Origin of the sequence: Flavobacterium adiutor (genome assembly GCF_048282555.1) — a bacterium.
Classification (GTDB): domain Bacteria; phylum Bacteroidota; class Bacteroidia; order Flavobacteriales; family Flavobacteriaceae; genus Flavobacterium.
Genome location: NZ_CP182487.1, coordinates 4,810,836 through 4,832,860 on the forward strand (window position 1 = coordinate 4,810,836; position 22,025 = coordinate 4,832,860).

The 22,025-nt window shown below is 36.3% G+C and carries 15 protein-coding genes; 9 read left to right on the top strand and 6 right to left on the bottom strand.

Translation table 11 applies throughout. The features are described from left to right. Positions 1 to 65 precede the first annotated feature (65 nt). Together ACNC7R_RS20385 and ACNC7R_RS20390 are read left to right on the top strand one after the other, a co-directional pair. A complete protein-coding gene (locus ACNC7R_RS20385; protein ID WP_417942849.1) occupies positions 66 to 2,174 on the top strand; it encodes a prolyl oligopeptidase family serine peptidase in 2,109 nt (702 codons plus the stop codon). Between the two features lie 268 nt (positions 2,175 to 2,442). After that, positions 2,443 to 3,432: a Gfo/Idh/MocA family protein gene (locus ACNC7R_RS20390; protein ID WP_417942850.1), complete on the top strand. Its 990-nt coding sequence runs from the start codon at positions 2,443 to 2,445 to the stop codon at positions 3,430 to 3,432. A 175-nt stretch (positions 3,433 to 3,607) separates the two neighbouring features. Here ACNC7R_RS20390 and ACNC7R_RS20395 read toward each other — a convergent pair whose 3' ends face one another. The 5 genes from ACNC7R_RS20395 to ACNC7R_RS20415 form a co-directional block, all read right to left on the bottom strand. Beyond that, positions 3,608 to 4,558: an outer membrane beta-barrel protein gene (locus ACNC7R_RS20395; protein ID WP_417942851.1), complete on the bottom strand. Its 951-nt coding sequence runs from the start codon at positions 4,556 to 4,558 to the stop codon at positions 3,608 to 3,610. A 177-nt stretch (positions 4,559 to 4,735) separates the two neighbouring features. Beyond that, the gene (dnaE, locus tag ACNC7R_RS20400; RefSeq protein ID WP_417942852.1) at positions 4,736 to 9,277 is read right to left on the bottom strand and encodes a DNA polymerase III subunit alpha; all 4,542 of its coding nucleotides are present in this window, start codon (positions 9,275 to 9,277) and stop codon (positions 4,736 to 4,738) included. A gap of 215 nt (positions 9,278 to 9,492) precedes the next feature. Further along, entirely contained in the window at positions 9,493 to 11,859 is a 2,367-nt protein-coding gene (locus ACNC7R_RS20405; RefSeq protein WP_417942853.1) for a DUF2309 domain-containing protein, read from the bottom strand. After that, a complete protein-coding gene (locus ACNC7R_RS20410; protein ID WP_417942854.1) occupies positions 11,859 to 13,298 on the bottom strand; it encodes a proton-conducting transporter membrane subunit in 1,440 nt (479 codons plus the stop codon). The genes ACNC7R_RS20405 and ACNC7R_RS20410 overlap by 1 nt, the downstream gene beginning before the upstream one ends. 22 nt (positions 13,299 to 13,320) lie before the next feature. Continuing rightward, complete coding sequence (locus tag ACNC7R_RS20415) at positions 13,321 to 13,626, bottom strand: hypothetical protein (protein ID WP_417942855.1); 306 nt, start codon at positions 13,624 to 13,626, stop codon at positions 13,321 to 13,323. Between the two features lie 102 nt (positions 13,627 to 13,728). On the opposite strand from ACNC7R_RS20415, the gene ACNC7R_RS20420 reads away from it, so the two are divergent. The 5 genes from ACNC7R_RS20420 (at position 13,729) to leuB (ending at position 20,173) form a co-directional block, all read left to right on the top strand. Further along, complete coding sequence (locus tag ACNC7R_RS20420; RefSeq protein WP_417942856.1) at positions 13,729 to 14,649, top strand: LysR family transcriptional regulator; 921 nt, start codon at positions 13,729 to 13,731, stop codon at positions 14,647 to 14,649. 583 nt (positions 14,650 to 15,232) lie between these two features. Next, positions 15,233 to 16,627: a 3-isopropylmalate dehydratase large subunit gene (gene leuC, locus ACNC7R_RS20425; protein ID WP_111376050.1), complete on the top strand. Its 1,395-nt coding sequence runs from the start codon at positions 15,233 to 15,235 to the stop codon at positions 16,625 to 16,627. A gap of 198 nt (positions 16,628 to 16,825) precedes the next feature. Then, positions 16,826 to 17,422, top strand: coding sequence for a 3-isopropylmalate dehydratase small subunit (leuD, locus tag ACNC7R_RS20430; RefSeq protein ID WP_417942857.1), 597 nt, complete (start codon positions 16,826 to 16,828; stop codon positions 17,420 to 17,422). A gap of 124 nt (positions 17,423 to 17,546) precedes the next feature. Continuing rightward, entirely contained in the window at positions 17,547 to 19,070 is a 1,524-nt protein-coding gene (locus ACNC7R_RS20435) for an alpha-isopropylmalate synthase regulatory domain-containing protein (protein ID WP_417942858.1), read from the top strand. Positions 19,071 to 19,117: 47 nt separating this feature from the next. Next, positions 19,118 to 20,173 (top strand): 3-isopropylmalate dehydrogenase, encoded by a 1,056-nt coding sequence (leuB, locus tag ACNC7R_RS20440; RefSeq protein WP_417942859.1) that lies wholly within the window; start codon positions 19,118 to 19,120, stop codon positions 20,171 to 20,173. 125 nt (positions 20,174 to 20,298) lie between these two features. On the opposite strand, the gene ACNC7R_RS20445 is transcribed toward leuB, so the two are convergent. Next, positions 20,299 to 20,649 carry an RNA recognition motif domain-containing protein gene (locus ACNC7R_RS20445; RefSeq protein WP_417942860.1) on the bottom strand — a complete coding sequence of 117 codons (351 nt, stop codon included), beginning with the start codon at positions 20,647 to 20,649 and terminating at the stop codon, positions 20,299 to 20,301. A gap of 242 nt (positions 20,650 to 20,891) precedes the next feature. On the opposite strand from ACNC7R_RS20445, the gene ACNC7R_RS20450 reads away from it, so the two are divergent. Together ACNC7R_RS20450 and rimM are read left to right on the top strand one after the other, a co-directional pair. Then, entirely contained in the window at positions 20,892 to 21,458 is a 567-nt protein-coding gene (locus tag ACNC7R_RS20450; RefSeq protein ID WP_417942861.1) for a 30S ribosomal protein S16, read from the top strand. Positions 21,459 to 21,474: 16 nt separating this feature from the next. Then, positions 21,475 to 21,999 (top strand): ribosome maturation factor RimM, encoded by a 525-nt coding sequence (gene rimM / locus ACNC7R_RS20455; protein ID WP_417942862.1) that lies wholly within the window; start codon positions 21,475 to 21,477, stop codon positions 21,997 to 21,999. Positions 22,000 to 22,025 lie beyond the last annotated feature (26 nt).

Sequence of the window (22,025 nt, forward strand, 5' to 3'; positions counted from 1 at the left end):
TATATGGTTTAAATTACTTTCATAACAAAAAGTGCTATTTTTGCTACAACTGTTAATCAAAAACTATGAAAAAAACTTTTTTAATAATGGCTATTACAACTGCAGGAATTTCATTTGCGCAAAATAAGATACAATACCCGGAAACTAAAAAAGGAGAAACTGTTGATGTTTATTTTGACACCAAAGTAGCTGATCCTTACCGTTGGCTTGAAGATGATAAATCAGACGAAACTGCCGCATGGGTAAAAGCAGAAAACGAAGTAACTTATGGATATTTAGATAAAATTCCATTTCGTGAAGAGCTTAAAAAACGAATGGAAAAACTTTGGAACTATGAAAAAATAGGTGCTCCTTTTAAAGAAGGAAAATTTACCTATTATTTTAAAAACAATGGCCTTCAGAATCAGTCTGTTGTTTATAGAAAAGACCAAAGTGGGAAAGAAGAAGTGTTCTTAGATCCGAATACCTTTTCGAAAGACGGAACCACTTCACTTGGTGGATTAGATTTTTCAAAAGACGGATCAAAAGCGGCTTATTCCATTTCTGAAGGAGGAAGCGACTGGAGAAAAGTAATTATAATTGATGCGCTTTCGAAAAAAGTATTGGAAGACACTTTGGTTGATGTAAAATTCAGCGGTATTGCGTGGTATAAAAATGAGGGTTTTTATTACTCAAGTTATGATAAACCAAAAGGAAGCGAATTATCTGCCAAAACGGATCATCACAAATTGTATTTCCACAAGTTGGGAACTTCCCAAAAAGAAGATAAAGTGATTTTTGGAGCCGATCATAAGAGAAGATATGTTGGAGGCTACGTCACTGAAGACAATAATTATCTGGTAATTACAGCAGCCAATTCGACTTACGGAAATGAATTGTACATTAAAGACCTTACCAAACCAAACAGACCGGTTATTACCATTGTTGATAATTTTAACAGTGACAATTCTATTATAGAAAACGAAGGAAGTAAATTGTTCATCGAAACAGACCTTGATGCCCCTAATAAACGTGTTATAACGGTTGATTTCAGCAATCCAAAACCAGAAAACTGGAAAGATTTCATTAAAGAAACCAATGATATTTTATCTCCTTCAACGGGTGGCGGATACTTTTTTGCCAATTATACAAAAGATGCTGTTTCGTTTGTACAGCAATATGATTATAACGGAAAATTAATTCGTGAAATCAAACTTCCTGCTGTGGGATCTGCAGGCGGATTTGGCGGTAAAAAAGAGGAAAAGATTTTATACTACAGCTTTACCAATTATACCACTCCGGGAAGTATTTATTCTTTTGAACCAAAATCTGGAAAATCTGAAATTTATCAAAAGCCAAAAGTAGATTTCAAAAGTGAAGACTACGAATCGAAACAAGTTTTCTATACTTCAAAAGATGGCACAAAAGTTCCGATGATTATTACGTATAAAAAAGGAACAAAATTAGACGGTAAAAACCCAACGATTCTTTACGGTTATGGCGGTTTCAATATTAGCTTGACTCCGGCTTTCAGTATTTCAAATGCAGTCTGGTTAGAAAATGGAGGTATTTACGCTGTTGCCAATTTAAGAGGAGGCGGTGAATACGGAAAAAAATGGCACGATGCCGGAACCAAATTGCAAAAGCAAAATGTATTTGACGATTTTATCGCTGCTGCGGAATATCTGATTGCTCAAAAATATACCACCTCAGATTACTTAGCAATTCGTGGAGGCTCAAACGGAGGCTTACTAGTCGGTGCAACTATGACACAGCGCCCTGATTTGTTCAAAGTAGCATTGCCTGCAGTTGGCGTTATGGATATGCTGCGTTACCATACTTTTACTGCAGGAGCAGGCTGGGCTTACGACTACGGAACTGCTCAGGATGACAAAGAAATGTTCGAATACTTAAAAGGATATTCTCCGGTTCACAACGTTAAAAAAGGAACGCATTATCCTGCTACAATGGTCACTACCGGAGATCATGATGATCGTGTGGTTCCGGCGCACAGTTTTAAATTCGCTGCTGAACTTCAGGACAAACAAACTGGAGATAATCCGGTTTTGATTCGTATTGATGTAAAAGCAGGTCATGGCGCAGGAAAATCTGTTGCAGCTACAATTCAGGAAAACGTAGATATTCAGGCATTCACGCTTTATAATATGGGTTTTACAACTTTGCCTAAAAAGTAAATAGGTTGATTTTATTAGCCACGACCCGAGCGATAGCGAATAGACGAAGCAATACACAGATTATTTTGTGAATTTGTGGCTTTATTTTTTATTTCACGCAGATTCCGCAGATTTAGGAAGATATAAGTCGATTTAATTAATAAAAAATCTGCTCAAATCTTTTTAAATCTGCGTGAAAAAATAATTCGTGAATTGCTACACCTATTCGCTATCGCTCGGCTGTAGCTAACTTTTTTCCCTTAAATTTGAAAAACTTAAAAAACAAACAATGAAAATTATAAAATGGGGAATCATAGGCTGTGGAAATGTAACTGAAGTCAAAAGCGGTCCGGCATTTCAGAAAGCCCCCAACTCAGCTTTGGTTGCCGTCATGCGAAGAGATGCAGTACTTGCCGAAGATTATGCCAAACGCCATGACGTCCCAAAATGGTATTCAAATGCAGAAGATTTAATTAACGATCCTGAAGTTGATGCCGTTTATATTGCGACTCCACCATCTTCACATAAAGAATATACGATTATGTGTGCCAAAGCCGGAAAACCGGTTTATGTTGAAAAACCTATGGCGCTGACATTTGAAGAATGCAACGAAATGATTAATGCCTGCAAGGAACACAATATTCCATTGTTTGTGGCCTATTACAGAAGGGCTTTACCTCGTTTTTTAAAAATCAAACAAATAATAGACGAAGGAAAATTAGGAAACATACGGCATGTAAACTGTGTTTTGTACCATCCTTTTGAAGAACGTTATGACGATGAAATCAATCTCCCGTGGACAGTTTTACCACACATTTCAGGAGGTGGAATCTTTGTTGATCTGGCTTGCCATACTTTGGATTTTCTGGATTTTGTTTTAGGTCCGATAAAGTCTGTACGTGGACATGCGACTTCTCAATTACAAGCCTATCCTGCCGAAGATTCGGTTTCAATGTCTTTTCTATTCGAAAACGGCATTCACGGAACGGGAATTTGGAATTTCGCCAGTTTTGAACGTTATGATGTTACCGAAATTGTAGGCGACAAAGGCAAAATAGCCTTTTCAACTTTTGGAGAAGATCCAATCCTTGTTGAATATGCAAATGGAGACAAAGAAACCATTACAATCGAAAATCCGCTTCATATCCAGCAGCCTTTTATTGAAACTGTTATCTCCGACCTTTTAGGAAACGGTACTTCACCATCAAAAGGAATTTCGGGAGCCAGAACTTCCTGGGTTATTGATGAGGTTTTAAAGGAATTTAGAAATTCAAAATAAAACTCTGTCATTTCGACGAAAGGAGAAATCACACGCGAAATTTCGCAAAGTGAATTGTCAATCTTTGTCGAATTACTAGTGTGATTTCTCCTTTCGTCGAAATGACAAAAAAATGCAAAAAAGAGGATATTCGAAAAAATATCCTCTTTTTTTGTAAATTATTAGAAGTGTAAAATTACAGACTGTATCTAAGTCCAAAAGTCAAACCTACACCAGAAATTCCAACGTAAGAACTAATATCATCAGTCGCTTTAGTATTGTCAAAACCAGCTGAATTAGTTACTTTACTATTAGAACTTGTAGTTAATTTATCTACATAATTTGTATGAATTGCAGAGTACGAAGCGTCTGGTCTAAAAGTAGATGCCGTATGTAATTTATCTACTCCATTTTCAGTAAAAACAGTAGTTTCTTTTGTTTTTCCATGAACTGTAAAGTTACGGTATTCGATTTCAGCAAATAATGCCAGTTTTTTACCCAATTTATATGAACTTCCAATCGCAGCCATAAAACCAAGAGTTGGATTAGGTTTTACAACATCCTCAGCATATGTTTTTGCTACTGTTGTTCTGGTTGGTGCTACAGTATAATACTCACGATTCGTTTCAATAGTTAAATCTCCGTGAATTGGAACTATAACTCCTACTTTTGTATAAGGCTCAAAACCTCTCGTTTCTCCTAAAAATAATACTAATGAAGGAGATAAATCCCAAGCTCTTATTTTCCCGACAGCATCTCCTGTTACGAAAATATTTGTTGGTGAAGTAGCCACTAAACGATTTGTAGTTTCAACCATCAATTTATCAGCACTGGAGTAATAATTAATTCCCATTTCAACTCCTAAACGACTTGAAAAACGATAACCCGCAGTTAATCCTGAACGAAAACCTTCTCCAAATGAGCCATGATTCGTTTCTCTTGAAACTAATGTTGTTCCATCTGAAGCATAAACATCCGTATTAGGCAATTGACCATTTACAATTGGAAACTCCGTCGCGGCTGTCTGAATGAAGTAAGAACCTCCCAATTTAAAATACCAGCTTTCTTGTTTTTCTGGTGTTTCCGTTTGCGCTATTGTGGTCATCGAGCAAATCATTAATCCGATTAAAAATAAATGCTTTTTCATAATTTTCTTTATTAATTTGACACAAACATAAAATAAATTACATTCGTTTTTTTACAGCGTTCACACACTGTTTTATCATAATTGTTAATTTACAAATTAATACACAAAGAATCTATTATGCATGCATAATTTTAACCAAAAAAGCACTTTATCAATTAAATTTTAACTGTTAAATTTTTAGTTGAGTTTAAAATTAACCTGCATTTTTTCTAATTCCTGCAGCAATTCTGTCGAAATTTTAACTTTAAGCCTTCTGCTTGGCATTGTCAGTTTGGTTACTACTTTTATTTCTTCAACTTCTGTTACTTCTTTTATTTTGGTATCTTCAAGAGCTACATCTCCATCATCATTTTCATCTGTAAAAACGGTGTCGTCTGCTTCTTCAAACTCATTTGCTGTTTCAACCTCAACCAGGCGCTTAATTTTTTCAAGTTCCATGATTTCAAAAGAAACGGAATTATCTCCCTTATTTTGACTGAATAAATGACTTAGTTTATGGATAAATTCGGTTTGCAAATCTTTGATATTCAGTAGTAAAATCAACTTTTTAGCAAATGCTTCTAACACATCCTGTAACTGTCTTATTTCAACAAACTGCAATCTCGGCTCCGATTTTTTACCGGTATCATGATTGACCCAGCCGTCTTTAATCAATACCTTAATATGGGCAAAATTATTCTGAATCAGAAAATGGCGAAATTTAAGGTACTCTTCATTAAATATCCGGAACTCATAACTTTCATCATAGCCTTCCAGAGTGAACATCGCCCACCCTTTTCCGTTTTTAGAAACTCGGTGCTGTACATTATTAATAATTCCGGCAAAAGTCAAGTTTTTACCTACATATTGTTCCATACTTTTCAATGCTTCCAGTCTCGCATTGCAGAAGTATTTCATTTCAAATTTAAAATCATCAAGCGGATGTCCGGAAATATAGATTCCGACAACTTCTTTTTCTTTAGCCAGTTTTTCCATCGTGCTCCAGTCTTCGCAAGGAGGCACAACAGGTTCTGCAATTTGTACTTCGCTGGTTTCTCCGAACAAACTTACCTGAGATGAATTTTCGTTTTCCTGAAACTTCGATCCGTATCGCATTGCTTTTTCGTAGAATGTAATCCCGTCGCCATCATCATGAAAATATTGAGCTCTTGTTGTTCCTTCAAAACAATCAAATCCTCCCGCTAATGCTAAATTCTCTATGGCTTTTTTATTGGCGGCACGCAAATCAATTCGCTTCGCCAGATCAAAAATCGATTTATATCTTCCGTCTTTCCTGCTTTCTACAATTGTTTCTACAGCACCCTGACCTACTCCTTTAATAGCTCCCATTCCGAAACGTACCGCATAATCATCATTAACGGTAAATTTATAGTACGATTCATTTACACAAGGCCCTAAAACCCGTAGTCCCATACGTTTACATTCTTCCATAAAAAACGAAACCTGTTTGATATCGTTCATGTTGTTGGAAAGTACCGCTGCCATATATTCTGCAGGATAATGTGCTTTTAAATACGCAGTTTGATACGCAATCCACGCATAACAAGTCGAGTGCGATTTGTTGAAGGCATAACTCGCAAAAGCCTCCCAGTCTTTCCAGATTTTCTCCAGAATTTTGGCATCGTGACCTTTTGCAGAAGCCTGTTCAACAAACTTTGGCTTCATTTTATCCAGTACGTCCTTTTGTTTCTTACCCATCGCTTTACGCAAAACATCGGCCTCACCCTTTGTAAATCCTGCCAAAGACTGAGACAAAAGCATTACCTGCTCCTGGTAAACGGTAATTCCGTAAGTTTCTGATAAATATTCGGCGCAGGCATCTAAATCGTATTTGATTTCCTCATCACCATTTTTTCTTCTAACGAAAGACGGAATATACTCTAAAGGTCCTGGTCGATATAAGGCGTTCATCGCAATTAAATCTCCAAATACCGTAGGTTTCAGATCTTTCATGTATTTCTGCATCCCGGGTGACTCGTACTGGAAGATTCCAACAGTTTCACCCCTTTGGAAAAGCGCATACGTTTCAGGATCATCAATCGGAAAAGTATCTGGATCCAGTTCGATTCCTGTTCTGTACTTTACCAGCTTTACAGTATCTTTTATCAGGGTAAGGGTCTTCAAACCCAGGAAGTCCATTTTCAGCAATCCGGCACTTTCTGCAACTGAGTTATCAAACTGCGTTACATATAAATCGGAATCTTTTGCTGTGGTTACCGGAACATAATTGGTAATATCCGATGGTGTAATGATTACCCCACAGGCGTGAATTCCGGTGTTACGCATCGAACCCTCCAGAATTTTTGCCTGCTGAATGGTTTCTCCTGCCAAATCGTCTTCATTGGCAATGCCAATTAATTCCTTAACCCGGTCAAATTCTTCTGATGATTTCAGCGCTTTTTTAACTTCATCTTCACTCTCAGAAATAAAACGTGCCAAATTCCACTTCCCTGGCATCATCGCCGGAATCAGTTTCGCAATTCTGTCGGCTTCAAATAAAGGCAGATCCAGTACACGCGCCGTGTCACGAATCGCTGATTTGGTTGCCATTTTACCATACGTGATAATCTGTGCCACCTGTTTTTGACCGTATTTATTGATCACGTATTCCATTACACGTCCTCGACCCTCATCATCAAAGTCGATATCAATATCGGGCATCGATACACGGTCAGGATTTAAGAAACGCTCAAAAAGTAAGTCATATTTAATCGGGTCAATATTGGTAATTCCGAGACAATAGGCAACTGCAGATCCAGCTGCAGAACCACGCCCAGGCCCTACCGAAACGTCCATTTTTCTGGCTTCGGCAATGAAATCCTGCACAATCAGAAAGTACCCCGGATATCCTGAATTTGAAATTGTCATCAACTCAAAATCCAGACGTTCCTGAATCGATTCGGTGATTTCGCCGTATCTTCTTTTGGCACCTTCCATGGTAAGATGACGCAAATACGCATTCTCACCCCGAACCCCATTGTCTTTTTCATCTTCGGGATCAACAAATTCTTCCGGAATTTCGAATTTCGGAAGCAATACATCCCGGTAAAGAGAATAGATTTCTACTTTATCGACAATTTCCTGAATGTTGATAATCGCTTCCGGCAAATCGGCAAAAAGGTTTTTCATCTCCTCCTGCGACTTAAAATAATATTCCTGATTTGGAAGTCCATAACGGTAACCACGACCACGACCAATTGGTGTTGCTTGTTTTTCACCGTCTTTTACACACAATAAAATGTCGTGTGCGTTAGCATCCTCTTTATTTAAATAATAGGTATTATTGGTCGCAATTAGTTTTACATTGTGTTTCTGAGAAAACGCAATCAGGGTTTTATTGACACGGTTTTCGTCTTCCTGATGGTGTCGCATAACTTCCAGATAGAAATCTTCACCAAACTGTTCTTTCCACCAAATCAAAGCTTCTTCGGCCTGGTTTTCACCAATGTTCAGAATTTTACTTGGAATTTCCCCGTATAAATTCCCGGACAAGACCATGATATCGCCTTTGTATTGTTCTACTATTGTGCGGTCAATCCTCGGGACATAATAAAATCCATCTGTATAGGCAATCGAAGCCATTTTGGCCAGGTTGTGATATCCGGCTTTATTTTTGGCTAATAAAACAACCTGATACCCGTTGTCTTTTTTGCTTTTGTCTAAATGGTTTTCGCAAATATTGAACTCACAACCTACGATTGGTTTAATTTCAGTTTCGGTTGGTTCCTCTCCGGCTTCAGCCAAAGCTTTGTTTTTTGCAGAAGCCCCTTTGTTGTGGTTCATCACAGCGCTCACAAAATGGAAAGCTCCCATCATATTTCCGGTATCTGTCATGGCAACAGCCGGCATTCTGCTTTTGGCTGTAGCCGAAACAATATTCCCAATTCCGATAGTTGACTGCAAAACCGAAAACTGCGTATGATTATGCAAATGCGCAAATTTTGCCGCCTTAAAATCGGCTTGATCTTCTTCTGAAACAACTGTTTCCCTTCCTTCTCCAACCAGAGTTTTAAGCTGTTCCCGGATTTTATCAGAAGCTGCTTTTAAATTGATGTGCTTTAAACCAATAAGCTGAAATGGCTGCGGATTTCTTTGCTGAAAATCTTTGAAATATTCTTTCGGAACGTCTAATTCTTCTTTGGTAAAAACTTCTCTTCTTACCAATTCTAAGAAACAACGGGTAGTTGCCTCAACGTCGGCAGTTGCGTTATGGGCTTCCGCGAAAGGAACGTTGAATAAATATTCGTGTAATTCTGTTAACGTAGGAAGCTTAAATTTTCCTCCACGACCTCCGGGAAGCTTTAACAACGAAGCGGTAACCTCAGTACAGGTATCCAGAACCGGCATCGAACTCATTGGAGACTCAACTCCCATTCTATGAAATTCGGCTCCCATAATATTAACATCAAAACCTAAATTCTGTCCAACGATAAATTTGGTTTTGGTTAAAGCAATATTGAATTTCTCTAAAACTTCGGCCAGCGTGATTCCGTCAGCTTCTGCCAATTCGGTAGAAATTCCGTGAATACGTTCAGCATCATACGGAATATTAAATCCGTCCGGTCTTACCAGATAATCCTGATGTTCGATCAGCTGTCCCATTTCGTCGTGTAGCTGCCACGCAATCTGAATACAGCGGGGCCAGTTATCAGAATCGGTAATGGGTGCATCCCAACGTTTTGGTAATCCGGTTGTTTCGGTATCGAATATTAAGTACATAGTTGTTATTGAGGTAGTTGCAAATTTTAAAAAAGAAAAAATCTGAACTTCAAAATTAGTCTTTTTTTAGAGGATAATAAAGGGAAGTTATGAACAAAAACTTATAAAAAATTGAAACAAAGCCACACATTGAATAGGATTAACACATATTTCCAATAGATCAAAAAAAACTGCTTCAAGGTTATGAAGCAGCTTTTTTTACAACAATTTAAGATCTAAGCAATAATTGGTTTCTTATTTATCTTTTTGGTTCTGTTTTTTTCAGCACAAATCCAATTTGATTCTTTTTGATAATGATGTATTTTATTTTTATTTAAAGGATCCATAACCATGAGATAAATCCATTCATTATCTAACAAGTTTTTAAGGTGTTCATTTCTGGAAAGAATATCGTTTACCCTCGCTGGCGGCGCTTGAATGATAACCGACAATCGTAAAGGCTGGTGATACATTTCATCGTCAGATTCCATTACAGACTGCAACGGAAGCCCGATTTTTACATCACCTCCATTGCCTTGTACGACACCAAATTTCCCTGTAATATTATGAGTTATTTTTGATCCTCCACCAAAAACAGCGTTATCAACAGTAGAAAAATAGTAGTGATTATTGATCCATTGTGTAACCACCATCGGCCCTTGCATGATAGCTTCGAGGGCTTTCCCAGAGGAATCTGTCTCCCAATTATAAGAATGAAGAAAACATCTTCCGCCTAAATTATTATTTTTAGTTAAATCTCGTGGACCTACAATAAAACCAGCATTTTTTGCCAAGCCCCATTCTGGTCTTGTTTCACCCCAATCACTCGCTTTTTTCTGTGCGAGGGCAACACTATTCGCTACCACCCCTAATCGTTCCTGAGTAGCAGTTTGCTGTGCTTTGGCCAGACTTATTTTTAACTGTTGTACTGCTTTTTGTTGCAAACTTGAAACTTCGGAGTCAAACAATACAATTTCATCTGTAGTGGTGTTGTGTTCTGCCCCGATAAAAATGGTCGTTGCCGGAATTTCGATACTGTGATTGTCTTTCAAAAATTGCTGCACTTCTGGTAAATTTGCGATTTTAGCCAGCATTCTTGCATTATGTCTGCCAGGGCTAGCCGCACAAGCACCGCAATCTAAACTCGAACCAAAAGCATTGTTTGCAGAGTGACTTCCGTGCCCAACAAAAACAATAATCGGTGCAAACTCCTGTAAACCCAATAAATCAAAAGCGGATTTTACAACAGCGGCTTTCTCTTGCAAAGAAATAGTTGATGCTGCATTTTCATGACTGCATATTTTTGTAATATGAGGTTCGTAAATGGCTTCATGATGTGCTGTCTGGCTCTTTTTTAATCGATAAAAATATTCAGGGAACAAGGTTCTCATTATCAGGGATATTCCATAAATAAAACCAGATCCCTCAACATACCCAAAGGCAGACGGAAGCATATTTTTCATTCTTTTTAGAAAATATTCTGCAAAATTTGCGACATCATTTTTTTGCTGATATGTCTTTAGTTCTGCTATTTTATCTGGTTTTTCGGACTCAGAAACATGATAAGCCGAATTTAAAATAGGAGGACATGATTTACGGGTTATCCCATCATTTAGATTTTCATAATCCATTGCGATACCAAAAAAACCTGCATAGCCGTATGTCTCATAATTCCCCTTGTTTTCAATATTCCTGCGTATTAACTCTGACCTTGTATCAATACAGAAAACCATTTGTGCATCAGGAATTTGATTTTTATCTGATGTTCGTGATTTGTTTATATTCTGAATTTTCAGTTGTTTTTCAAGTTCACTTTGCCAACTTTTCTCCCATGCTTTTAACCAAATATACTGCAGTTTTTGGATATAGTAGGACTCCGAGGAGTCTATCTTTTCAGGTTTAATAGCCACTTTTATCTTTTGTGCCAGCCAAAGTCGAACCCCTAAATAGTCTTGCAAGTTGATCGGAAAAACCTCCTCCCATAAAGAGTTAGATGAACTTCTGTAATTTATATAACCAGTCCAACCAGGCAATGCCGCCAAATGATAAACGCATATTTCCTGAAATTCTGCCTCCGTATAGTCATTTAAAACCTTTACCAGCACTTCAAGACTTGTTTCAGGTATTGCTGTAATCGTTATTTTAGGAATATCTGTATCGTATATTGCTAATTTGCGCCATGCTTTGTAAAATCCTTCTGTTTTATTAGGCATCTCCCATTCTGCCAAGCCCTCATCCATAAAAAAGGAGAGCCACTTTGCCATAATGCGATCTAAATCATGGTTGTTATTGATCTCTGCTACTGTTTTAGTAAATTCCATTTGCTTCAAATATTCCTCAGGAGATGCTAAAAATTCATTTTCCTTTAGAAGATCACAAAGCATTTTTTTGTTAATTTCACCTCTTTCCAGTGCTTGCCTAAATACGGCTGCCTCCGGATAAACTTTCGCATTAAATAATTGACCAGCCTTTTTAACCGCCTCCTGAAAATGAAGTTGTTCATAACCCACTAATGGGTTTGAAGTTACAAACGAATACAAAGGCCAAGTTTTCCCTATCGTTTTTGCTGCTTCTGCTATGCTTTTTTGAATAATTGAATTCATTACAGTGATTTAGATTTATACATTAAAACCGTTTTTTTGTAAGGTTGAGAAATGTTCAACAATTTTACATACAAGGCTGGATATTTTCGATACACCCCTAATTTCATTATAAAAAAGCCTGTTAAAAACACCATCCCAAACAGCACTTCGACCCAAGATAGAGGCAATGAAACCTCGATCAGAGGCATGCCTTCCATCAATGTTGTAACAATATTATAAACCAGTGTATAGGACAGTATGCCAAAAACAAACAAAACAGGGGGTAAAAATGCTTTTTGACTACTACTCAAACTTTTCTCTTTAACAATGTTATAGGTGGCCTGCCCCACTGTTATTGCGACGATAAGCGTTAAAAAGATACCGCTATTCAATCCGAACCCCTTTCCGGTTAAGTAAGCAAACATAAAAGCTCCCAGAACACCAAATACAAGGACAATTACAGCCTGAAAAGGTTTGATTTTAATATGTATTGTTCTTTGCGATTTAGAATTTCCAATCTCTTCACCTGCTGACAAAAACAGATATGCTTTGTAAAATCCGTGAAGAATTAAATGAACAACAGCCGCATTAAAAAAACCCAAACCACACTGCATAATCATAAAGCCCATTTGGGCAATTGTAGAACAGGCTAATTTTTGCTTCACATTTACCTGGAGAAGTTTTGTAAACTGCGCAATAATAGCAGTTAGCCCTCCAATAATAAATAAAACAATCAGTGTATTTGATGCTAATAAAACCGTTGAAAATATCGTTAATAAAATTCCGGAACCATTAACAAATCCCGCATGCATTAAAGCCGATGCTGGTGTAGGTGCAGTCATGGCTGAAAGAAGCCAACGATGAAAAGGATATATTGCTGACTGAATAATTGCAGCACTAATGATACACAAGCCTGTTAGTAAAGTGATATATGGTGGTAAATTATCCAATTTTGACAACATACCGCTTAACGTAAAATCACCTGTTTGAAAAGCTAGTAAGAACACCCCTATGCATAAAAAAAAACTTCCTGTTGTAAAATATCCTAATGCAAATTTTGAAGCTGCCCGTGCTTCAGCCCATCGGGAATCGATACCTATCAATTGAGACATGCCCCACCCCATTAAACACCACATCAGTACAAAAAGCACTGCGTGGTTTGCCATTACAAAAACTACAATAGAACCCGTAAATCCTAAAGAAAGTAAAGAAAATTTTGTGTGATACTTAAATCCTCTTAGGTATTTTTTAGCATAACTGCTGATAAGGGCGCTAAAAAAAAGCACTACCGTCCAGATAAGCAGGGTAAAGCCATTGACTCTTAAAATATTTCTATAGTTCCATTCAGAAATATTTGGGTAATAACATACTAAATAAGCCAAACCCCCAAAAAACATTCCCCACAACAAATAATTTATCGCCTTGTTAAGCACTTGAGCTGACTGATTTATTATTCTCATTTTTTTATTTTTTATACAATTTTTATACTACAGCAATTTCAAGAACCCCATTTATAACTATGTTTTTATTCAGGTAACCTGCATCAGTTATAAATGCTTTGGCTATTTGCTTTTGATTTTCGAGTTCCTTAACCCGGACTTCTAGCTCTCCTGAATCATTTTTATGATTTTGCTCCCAATTTTGAAATCTTTGTTTATGATGAAAATTTATTTTTTCATCTATCAAAGACATTAAAACAACCAAAGCTTCCGAAGGAGTAAATTCTCCTTTTACTAATTGAATTTCCTGAGTGATTTTGTCATTTTTAATAAATCCATTTGTTTCCATAAATAGCCTTTTTATAATTAAACTTATTATTTGCTGCAAAGGTTATTTATTATATTCATAAATTTTTATTTATATTTGTAATGAAATACATAAATAAAATTTATGAATTATACTTTACATCAACTTCAGATATTCTTAAAAATTTCACAAACTCAAAGTATCACAAAGGCTTCCGAAGAGTTGCATCTTACTCAACCGGCTGTATCGATACAACTAAAAAACTTACAAGATCAGTTTCCTATTCCTCTCACAGAAGTCGTAGGCAGAAAATTATATATCACAGAATTTGGAAAAGAAATTGCACAGGCTGCAGAAAGAATATTAAATGAAGCAAACGCTATAAACTATAAAACCTTAAACTATCAGGGGCAGCTTTCAGGGAGACTAAAAATATCTATTGTTTCTACCGGCAAATATGTAATGCCTTATTTTTTATCAGAATTTATAAAACAAAACCCCGGAGTAGAACTTATCATTGATGTAACAAACAAATCAGGAGTGCTAAAAAGTTTAGAGTTAAACGAAGTAGATTTTGCACTAGTTTCGGTTCTGCCAAAAAAATTAAAAATCACAAAAGTAGAATTAATGCAAAATAGCCTGTACTTTGTTGGAAGTAGTGAGTTAAAAATAAAAAACAATGACCAAAAAAGCTTATTCGAAAACACCCCAATAATTTACCGGGAACAAGGTTCTGCTACTCGAAATGCTATGGAAAATTTTATTACCGCTAATAAATTTTCTGTGCAGAAAAAAATAGAACTTACCTCTAACGAAGCAGTAAAACAGGCCGTAATATCTGGACTGGGATGTTCAATCATGCCTTTGATTGGCATAAAAAACGAATTAAAAAACAATGACCTAAAAATCATAAATGTTAAAGGGCTTCCTATTGTTACAACATGGAATTTAATATCGCTTTCATCCAAAAAATCTTCTCCGATCGCACTTGCCTATCTTGACTTTATTAGTTCTAAAAAGGAAGAAATTATTCGTTCAAATTTTTCATGGATAAAGAATTATTGATTTTTCATCCATGAAAATCGATTTAAATTGACAGCAACTTAACAAAAAACTATCTTGAATAAAAATCGAATATGCAATTAAATATGAGATGTCTTTTAAGTTAATGAAAATGTAATATTCCAAAAAATGCAAAAAAACATTCTTTGAACTTCGTAATATTTATGACAAATAAAAACACCTTTTAAGGAATCTATTCTGCTTAGAATTGAAAAATAATCACTTTTGAACAAGTCAAAATCAAAAACAAAATTTTATTAATTATTACTATTTTTACTCTAATTGTTAAATTTTTTAAACATAAACTGCTTTTTTTACAACACAATAGTAATAAATTTGCAAATTATAAAAACAAACACATATAAAAATAATAGCCTCTAAAAAAGAAAATAAAAGTGGTAATAACAAGGAGATACTCAAACTAAAAATAAAAAAATCTTTTTTAGTTATAAGCAGAATTCTTTTTGGGTATCGTATATAATGAAATATTGAAATTGACGACTTTGTATCTTTTTTTACTTTTGTTTTGCTATTATATGAACAGGAATGCTGTGATTATATCAATTACAATTAAAAAAAATAAAAAATGAGTAAGACATTATTTGACAAAGTATGGGATTCACACGTTGTGCGTAAAATTGAAGATGGACCGGATGTGTTTTTTATTGACCGTCATTTTATCCATGAAGTTACGAGTCCTGTTGCTTTTTTAGGATTAAAATCAAGAGGCGTTAACGTTTTATACCCAGAACGTACTTTTGCTACTGCTGACCACAACACACCAACCATAAACCAACATTTACCAGTTCAGGATCCGCTTTCTGCAAACCAGCTAAAAGCACTTGAAGACAATGCAAACGAATACGGCATTTCACACTGGGGATTAGGTCACCAAAAAAATGGAATCGTACACGTAGTGGGACCTGAAAACGGAATTACTTTGCCAGGTGCTACTATTGTATGCGGGGATTCACATACATCTACTCATGGTGCTTTTGGAGCTATCGCTTTTGGTATCGGAACATCTGAGGTTGAAATGGTGCTTTCTACTCAGTGTATTATGCAGCCTAAACCAAAGAAAATGCGTATTAACGTAAACGGACAACTTAGTAAAGGAGTTGGACCAAAAGACGTGGCGCTTTATATTATTGCGCAGTTAACTACTTCAGGAGGAACTGGTTACTTCGTTGAATACGCTGGTGATGTTTTTGAAAACATGACTATGGAAGGCCGTATGACAGTTTGCAACTTAAGTATCGAAATGGGTGCACGCGGAGGAATGATTGCTCCTGACCAGACTACTTTCGATTTCTTAGAAGGAAGACTTTACGCTCCAAAAGGAGAAGCCTGGACTAAAGCTGTTGAATACTGGAAAACACTTAAAACCGATGCTGATGCTGTTTTTGATGCTGAATTAAACATTAAAGCGGAAGATATCGAACCAATGATTACTTACGGTACTAACCCTGGAATGGGAATTGGTATTACAAAACATATTCCGAACGCTAAAGAAGTCGAAGGCGGTGAGGAAACGTACAAAAAATCTTTAGCTTACATGGGCTTCAACGAAGATGATGTAATGATAGGTAAACAAATCGATTACGTTTTCTTAGGAAGCTGTACTAACGGACGTATTGAAGATTTTAGAGCTTTCGCTGAAATTGTAAAAGGAAGAAAAAAAGCAGATAATGTTACAGCTTGGTTAGTTCCAGGTTCTCACGTTGTGGAAGCGCAGATTAAAGAAGAAGGAATTTTAGATATTTTGACAGAAGCTGGTTTCGTATTACGTCAGCCTGGGTGTTCTGCCTGTTTAGCAATGAACGACGATAAAGTTCCTGCTGGAAAATATGCAGTAAGTACTTCAAACAGAAACTTTGAAGGTCGTCAGGGTCCTGGTTCCAGAACGCTTTTAGCAAGTCCAATTATGGCTGCTGCCGCTGCTGTTACAGGAAAACTAACAGATCCGAGAGAGCTTTTTTAAAGATTTAAGAATGAAGATTAACGATTTTTGACCCGAGCGAAAGCGAACTGGCGAAGCATTTCAGATTTCGATAAACTTCATTAAAAAATCTTCTAAAATTTCAATTTACATTTTACAAAAAAACATTAACGATTATAATTTTAAGATACAACAACAAATCTAAAATCAGAAATCGTTAATCAAAAATCAAAAATCAAAATGGCATACGATAAATTTACTATACTTAGCAGCAGTGCAGTGCCACTGCCAATTGAAAACGTTGATACAGATCAAATCATCCCGGCTCGTTTCCTGAAAGCTACAAAACGTGAAGGTTTTGGAGACAACCTTTTCAGAGACTGGAGATACAATGGAGGCGATACTCCAAAAGCAGATTTCGTTTTAAACAATCCAACTTACAGTGGAAAAATCCTTGTAGGAGGAAAAAACTTCGGTTCTGGATCTTCTAGAGAGCATGCTGCATGGGCAGTTTACGATTACGGATTCCGCGCTGTTGTTTCTAGTTTCTTTGCTGACATCTTCAAAGGAAACTGTTTAAATATTGGTGTTTTACCAGTACAAATCAGTCCTGAATTTTTGGAAAACATTTTCAAAGCTATCGAAGCTGATCCAAAAGCAGAATTAGAAATCAATCTTCCGGCTCAGACTATTACTTTATTGTCAACTGGGGAGCAGGAATCATTCGATATCAACGGTTACAAAAAAAATAATCTGATGAATGGTTTTGACGATATTGATTATTTACAAAATATAAAGGAAGAAATTAAGGCTTTTGCTGACAAGCTTCCTTACTAAACACAACCAACTCAAAGGCAGTTACGCAAGTTGCAACCCTAAAGTTGGACTTCGTAACTGCTTTTTACAATTTTCAAAATCGATTCGATAACTATCAAATCATAAAAAAGTCATCTCATATTTAATGGAAAAAAGAAAAATTGAAATAATGGATACAACGCTCCGTGACGGTGAACAAACCTCAGGAGTATCTTTTTCTGCTGCAGAAAAACTAACCATTGCACAATTGTTGTTGGAGGAATTAAATATTGACAGAATCGAAATTGCCTCAGCGCGTGTGAGCGAAGGTGAATTTCAGGCCGTAAAAGGCATTACTTCATGGGCTGAAGAAAAAGGATATATTGACAGAATTGAAGTCCTGACATTTGTTGATGGCGGTGTTTCAATTGACTGGATGAAAAATGCGGGTGCAAAAGTACAGAATTTACTGACCAAAGGTTCAATGAATCATTTAACGCATCAATTAAAAAAAACGCCTGAACAGCATTTTTCTGAAATCTCCCAAATTATTGCTTTAGCAAAAGAAAATAATATTGAAACCAATGTATATCTCGAAGACTGGAGCAACGGAATGCGAAATTCTCCTGAATATGTTTTTCAATTCTTAGATTTCTTAGCGACCCAGCCCATTAAAAGAGTATTGCTACCGGATACTTTAGGAGTATTAATTCCATCTTTAACATTTGAATTTATTTCGAAAATAAAAGCAAAATACCCACAGATTCATTTTGATTTTCATGCACATAACGATTACGATTTAAGTGTTGCCAATGTAATGGAGGCTATAAAAGCCGGTATTAACGGACTTCACGTAACCGTAAACGGAATGGGTGAACGTGCCGGAAATGCACCACTTGAAAGCACTGTTGCCGTAATCAATGATTATCTCCCGGAAGTAAAAATCAATATTAAAGAAACGTCTTTATATTCTGTAAGCAAACTGGTTGAAACTTTTACAGGATACAGAATCCCGGCCAACAAACCAATTGTTGGTGACAATGTTTTTACACAAACTGCCGGAATCCATGCAGATGGTGACAACAAAAATAATCTATACTTTAACGACTTACTTCCGGAGCGCTTTGGAAGAAAAAGAAAGTATGCTTTAGGAAAAACTTCAGGCAAAGCTAATATCGAAAAGAATCTTCAGGAATTAGGTTTGAAATTAAACAATGAAGATTTAAAACTGGTGACCCAGAGAATTATAGAATTAGGCGACAAAAAAGAAACCGTAACTAAGGAAGATTTGCCATATATTATTTCAGATGTTCTGGACAGCCATACATATGAGGAAAAAATTAAAATTGAATCTTATATTTTAGTTCACTCGAAAGGAATGCGACCTTCAACAACTTTGTGCTTAAAATTTGGAGATGAAATTATAGAAGAAAATGCGCAGGGAGACGGTCAGTTTGATGCTTTTATGAATGCGCTAACCAAAATTTACAAAAGCAAAAAACTAACACTTCCGAAATTGATTGACTATGCAGTTCGAATCCCACCCGGAAGTAGTTCTGACGCTTTATGCGAAACCATTATCACCTGGGTAAACAACGGGAAGGAATTCAAAACCCGCGGATTAGATTCGGATCAGACCGTTGCAGCCATTATTGCCACTCAAAAAATGCTGAATGTGATTACTCAGTAAAATTTAAATAATAATCAAATAGTAAATAAACCCATAATATCAATAAAATGAAATTTAACATAGCCCTTTTAGCCGGAGACGGAATCGGACCAGAAGTAATTGATCAGGCAGTAAAAGTATCAGATGCAGTTGCAAAAAAATTTGGACATGAAATCACCTGGAAACCAGCTTTAACAGGTGCTGCTGCGATTGATGCAGTAGGAGAGCCTTATCCGGATGCTACACACGAAATTTGTAAAAATGCTGATGCTGTTCTTTTTGGAGCAATTGGCCATCCTAAATATGATAACGATCCTTCTGCTCCAGTACGTCCGGAACAAGGTTTGTTAAAAATGCGTAAAGCATTAGGCTTGTTCGCAAACGTAAGACCAACTTTTACATTCCCTTCATTATTAGACAAATCTCCATTGAAAAGAGAAAGAATTGAAGGAACTGATTTGGTTTTCTTAAGAGAATTAACCGGAGGTATTTACTTTGGTGAAAAAGGAAGAAAAGATAACGGAGATACCGCCTTTGACAACTGTGTTTACACAAGAGAAGAAGTACAGCGTTTAGCCAAAAAAGGTTTCGAATTAGCCATGACCCGTTCTAAAAAATTATGTTGTGTGGACAAAGCAAACGTTTTGGAAACGTCACGTTTATGGAGAGAAACAGTTCAGGCTATGGAAAAAGATTATCCAGAAGTGGAAGTAAGTTATGAATTTGTTGATGCAGTTGCCATGCGTTTGGTTCAATGGCCAAACTCTTACGATGTATTGATTACAGAGAACTTATTTGGAGACATCTTAACAGATGAAGCATCTGTAATTTCTGGTTCAATGGGATTAATGCCTTCTGCCTCTATGGGAGCTGAAGTATCTTTGTTTGAGCCTATTCACGGTTCTTACCCACAAGCTACAGGATTAAATATTGCAAATCCAATGGCTACTGTTTTATCTGCTGCTATGATGTTCGAAAACTTCGGATTAATGGAAGAAGGAAAAGCAATGAGAGATGCTGTAAACAAAGCTTTAGAAGCTGGAGTAGTTACTGAAGATCTTGCGGATGGAGGAAAAGCATACGGTACTAAAGAAGTTGGTGACTGGTTAGCCGCGAATATATAATTTTGTTTCAAGTTTTATTTGTTTCAAGTTTCAAGTTTCAAGTTAGAAAAACCTGAAACTTGGAACCTGAAATAAAAAAAGGGATAAACTTTCGTTTATCCCTTTTATATATTTAGAAAAAAATATTAATATCCTCCTCTGTTTCCACCACGGTCGTTTCCGCCACGGTTGTTTCCGTAACCTCCGCGAGAATCACCCCCACGGCTGTTATTGAAGCTTCTTCTTTCACCTTCAGGTTTTGGTTCAGATTTATTAACCACAATTGTACGACCTGAAACGACAGCTCCGTTCAATTCATCAATTGCTTTTTGAGCTTCCGCATCATTTGGCATTTCAACAAAACCAAATCCTTTGCTTCTTCCGGTAAATTTATCAGTAATGATTTTAACTGAATCTACTGTTCCGTAAGCCTCGAAAGACTCTCTTAAATCTGCTTCCTCAATACTGAATGGAAGGCTTCCCACAAAAATGTTCATATATACTTATTTATAATAATGTCACAAATGTAGCTTTATTTTTCTGTAATCTACTACAGATTAGTTTATTTATGTTTTTATTTTGATTTTAAAACCAAAAATTTAAAAAAAAAACAAAAAACGGATGAATTTTATTGCATTTATATTTAATGCATTTTTGGACATACAATTCAGAAAAAAATTATATCTTTGCGCCCTTAATTAACAGAGGTCGAGTACCTCACAATTTAATCAATAAGATTATGTCAGTAAAAATTAGATTACAAAGACACGGTAAAAAAGGAAAACCTTTTTACTGGGTTGTAGCTGCAGATGCACGCTCAAAAAGAGATGGTAAATACTTAGAGAAAATTGGTACTTACAATCCAAACACAAACCCGGCAACTGTTGAGTTAAACCTTGACAGCGCAGTTAAATGGTTACACAATGGTGCACAGCCAACGGATACTGCAAGAGCTATCCTTTCTTACAAAGGTGCTTTATTGAAACACCACCTTGATGGAGGAGTTCGTAAAGGTGCTTTAACTCAAGAGCAGGCAGATGCTAAATTAACTGCTTGGTTAGAAGCAAAAGCTGGAAAAGTTGACGCTAAAAAAGAAGGTTTATCTAAAGCTAAAGCTGATGTTAAAGCTAAAGCTTTAAAAGCTGAGCAGGCAGTAAATGCTAAACGTGTTGCTGATGCTGCTGCTGCACAAGCTGAAGCTGAGGCTGCACAAGTTGCTGAGTCTGCTGAAGAAGTTGCTGAAGTTGAAGCTGCAACTGAAGAAGCTCCGGCTACTGAAGAGAATAACGAAACAACTGAAGCATAATTTTTAGGTAGCGATAATGCGTAAAGAAGATTGTTTTTATTTAGGTAAAATCGCTAAAAAATTTAGTTTCAAAGGTGAAGTTCTGATCTATCTGGACACAGACGAACCTGAGTTATACGAAAATCTGGAATCAGTGTTTGTTGAACACAACAAACATCTGGTTCCTTTTTTTATTGAAACAAGCTCTTTACACAAAAACGATTTTCTAAGAGTTCGTTTTGAAGATGTAAATACCGAAGAAGATGCAGATGCCTTAGTTGGAAATGCGATCTATCTTCCTTTAACTATGCTGCCAAAACTTTCAGGCAACAAGTTTTACTTCCACGAAGTTATTGGTTTTGAAATAGAAGACCAGCGTTTAGGTGTTTTCGGAAAAATAACTTCTATTAATGATTCTTCTGCACAACCTCTTTTCGAAGTTTTAAATGGTGAAGTAGAAATCTTAATTCCAATGATCGATCATTTTCTTGTAAAAATTGATCGCGAAAACAAAAAAGTGATCATGAACCTTCCTGAAGGATTGGTAGAGATGTACCTTTAAAATTAAATTCCAAATTTTTTAAATTC

What these genes read in the sequence shown, in the direction of transcription:
- ACNC7R_RS20385 (WP_417942849.1), top strand. Translation starts at nt 66, where the DNA reads ATGAAAAAAACTTTTTTAATAATGGCTATTACAACTGCAGGAATTTCA.
- ACNC7R_RS20390 (WP_417942850.1), top strand. Translation starts at nt 2,443, where the DNA reads ATGAAAATTATAAAATGGGGAATCATAGGCTGTGGAAATGTAACTGAA.
- ACNC7R_RS20395 (WP_417942851.1), bottom strand. Translation starts at nt 4,558, where the DNA reads ATGAAAAAGCATTTATTTTTAATCGGATTAATGATTTGCTCGATGACC.
- dnaE (WP_417942852.1), bottom strand. Translation starts at nt 9,277, where the DNA reads ATGTACTTAATATTCGATACCGAAACAACCGGATTACCAAAACGTTGG.
- ACNC7R_RS20405 (WP_417942853.1), bottom strand. Translation starts at nt 11,859, where the DNA reads ATGAATTCAATTATTCAAAAAAGCATAGCAGAAGCAGCAAAAACGATA.
- ACNC7R_RS20410 (WP_417942854.1), bottom strand. Translation starts at nt 13,298, where the DNA reads ATGAGAATAATAAATCAGTCAGCTCAAGTGCTTAACAAGGCGATAAAT.
- ACNC7R_RS20415 (WP_417942855.1), bottom strand. Translation starts at nt 13,626, where the DNA reads ATGGAAACAAATGGATTTATTAAAAATGACAAAATCACTCAGGAAATT.
- ACNC7R_RS20420 (WP_417942856.1), top strand. Translation starts at nt 13,729, where the DNA reads ATGAATTATACTTTACATCAACTTCAGATATTCTTAAAAATTTCACAA.
- leuC (WP_111376050.1), top strand. Translation starts at nt 15,233, where the DNA reads ATGAGTAAGACATTATTTGACAAAGTATGGGATTCACACGTTGTGCGT.
- leuD (WP_417942857.1), top strand. Translation starts at nt 16,826, where the DNA reads ATGGCATACGATAAATTTACTATACTTAGCAGCAGTGCAGTGCCACTG.
- ACNC7R_RS20435 (WP_417942858.1), top strand. Translation starts at nt 17,547, where the DNA reads ATGGAAAAAAGAAAAATTGAAATAATGGATACAACGCTCCGTGACGGT.
- leuB (WP_417942859.1), top strand. Translation starts at nt 19,118, where the DNA reads ATGAAATTTAACATAGCCCTTTTAGCCGGAGACGGAATCGGACCAGAA.
- ACNC7R_RS20445 (WP_417942860.1), bottom strand. Translation starts at nt 20,649, where the DNA reads ATGAACATTTTTGTGGGAAGCCTTCCATTCAGTATTGAGGAAGCAGAT.
- ACNC7R_RS20450 (WP_417942861.1), top strand. Translation starts at nt 20,892, where the DNA reads ATGTCAGTAAAAATTAGATTACAAAGACACGGTAAAAAAGGAAAACCT.
- rimM (WP_417942862.1), top strand. Translation starts at nt 21,475, where the DNA reads ATGCGTAAAGAAGATTGTTTTTATTTAGGTAAAATCGCTAAAAAATTT.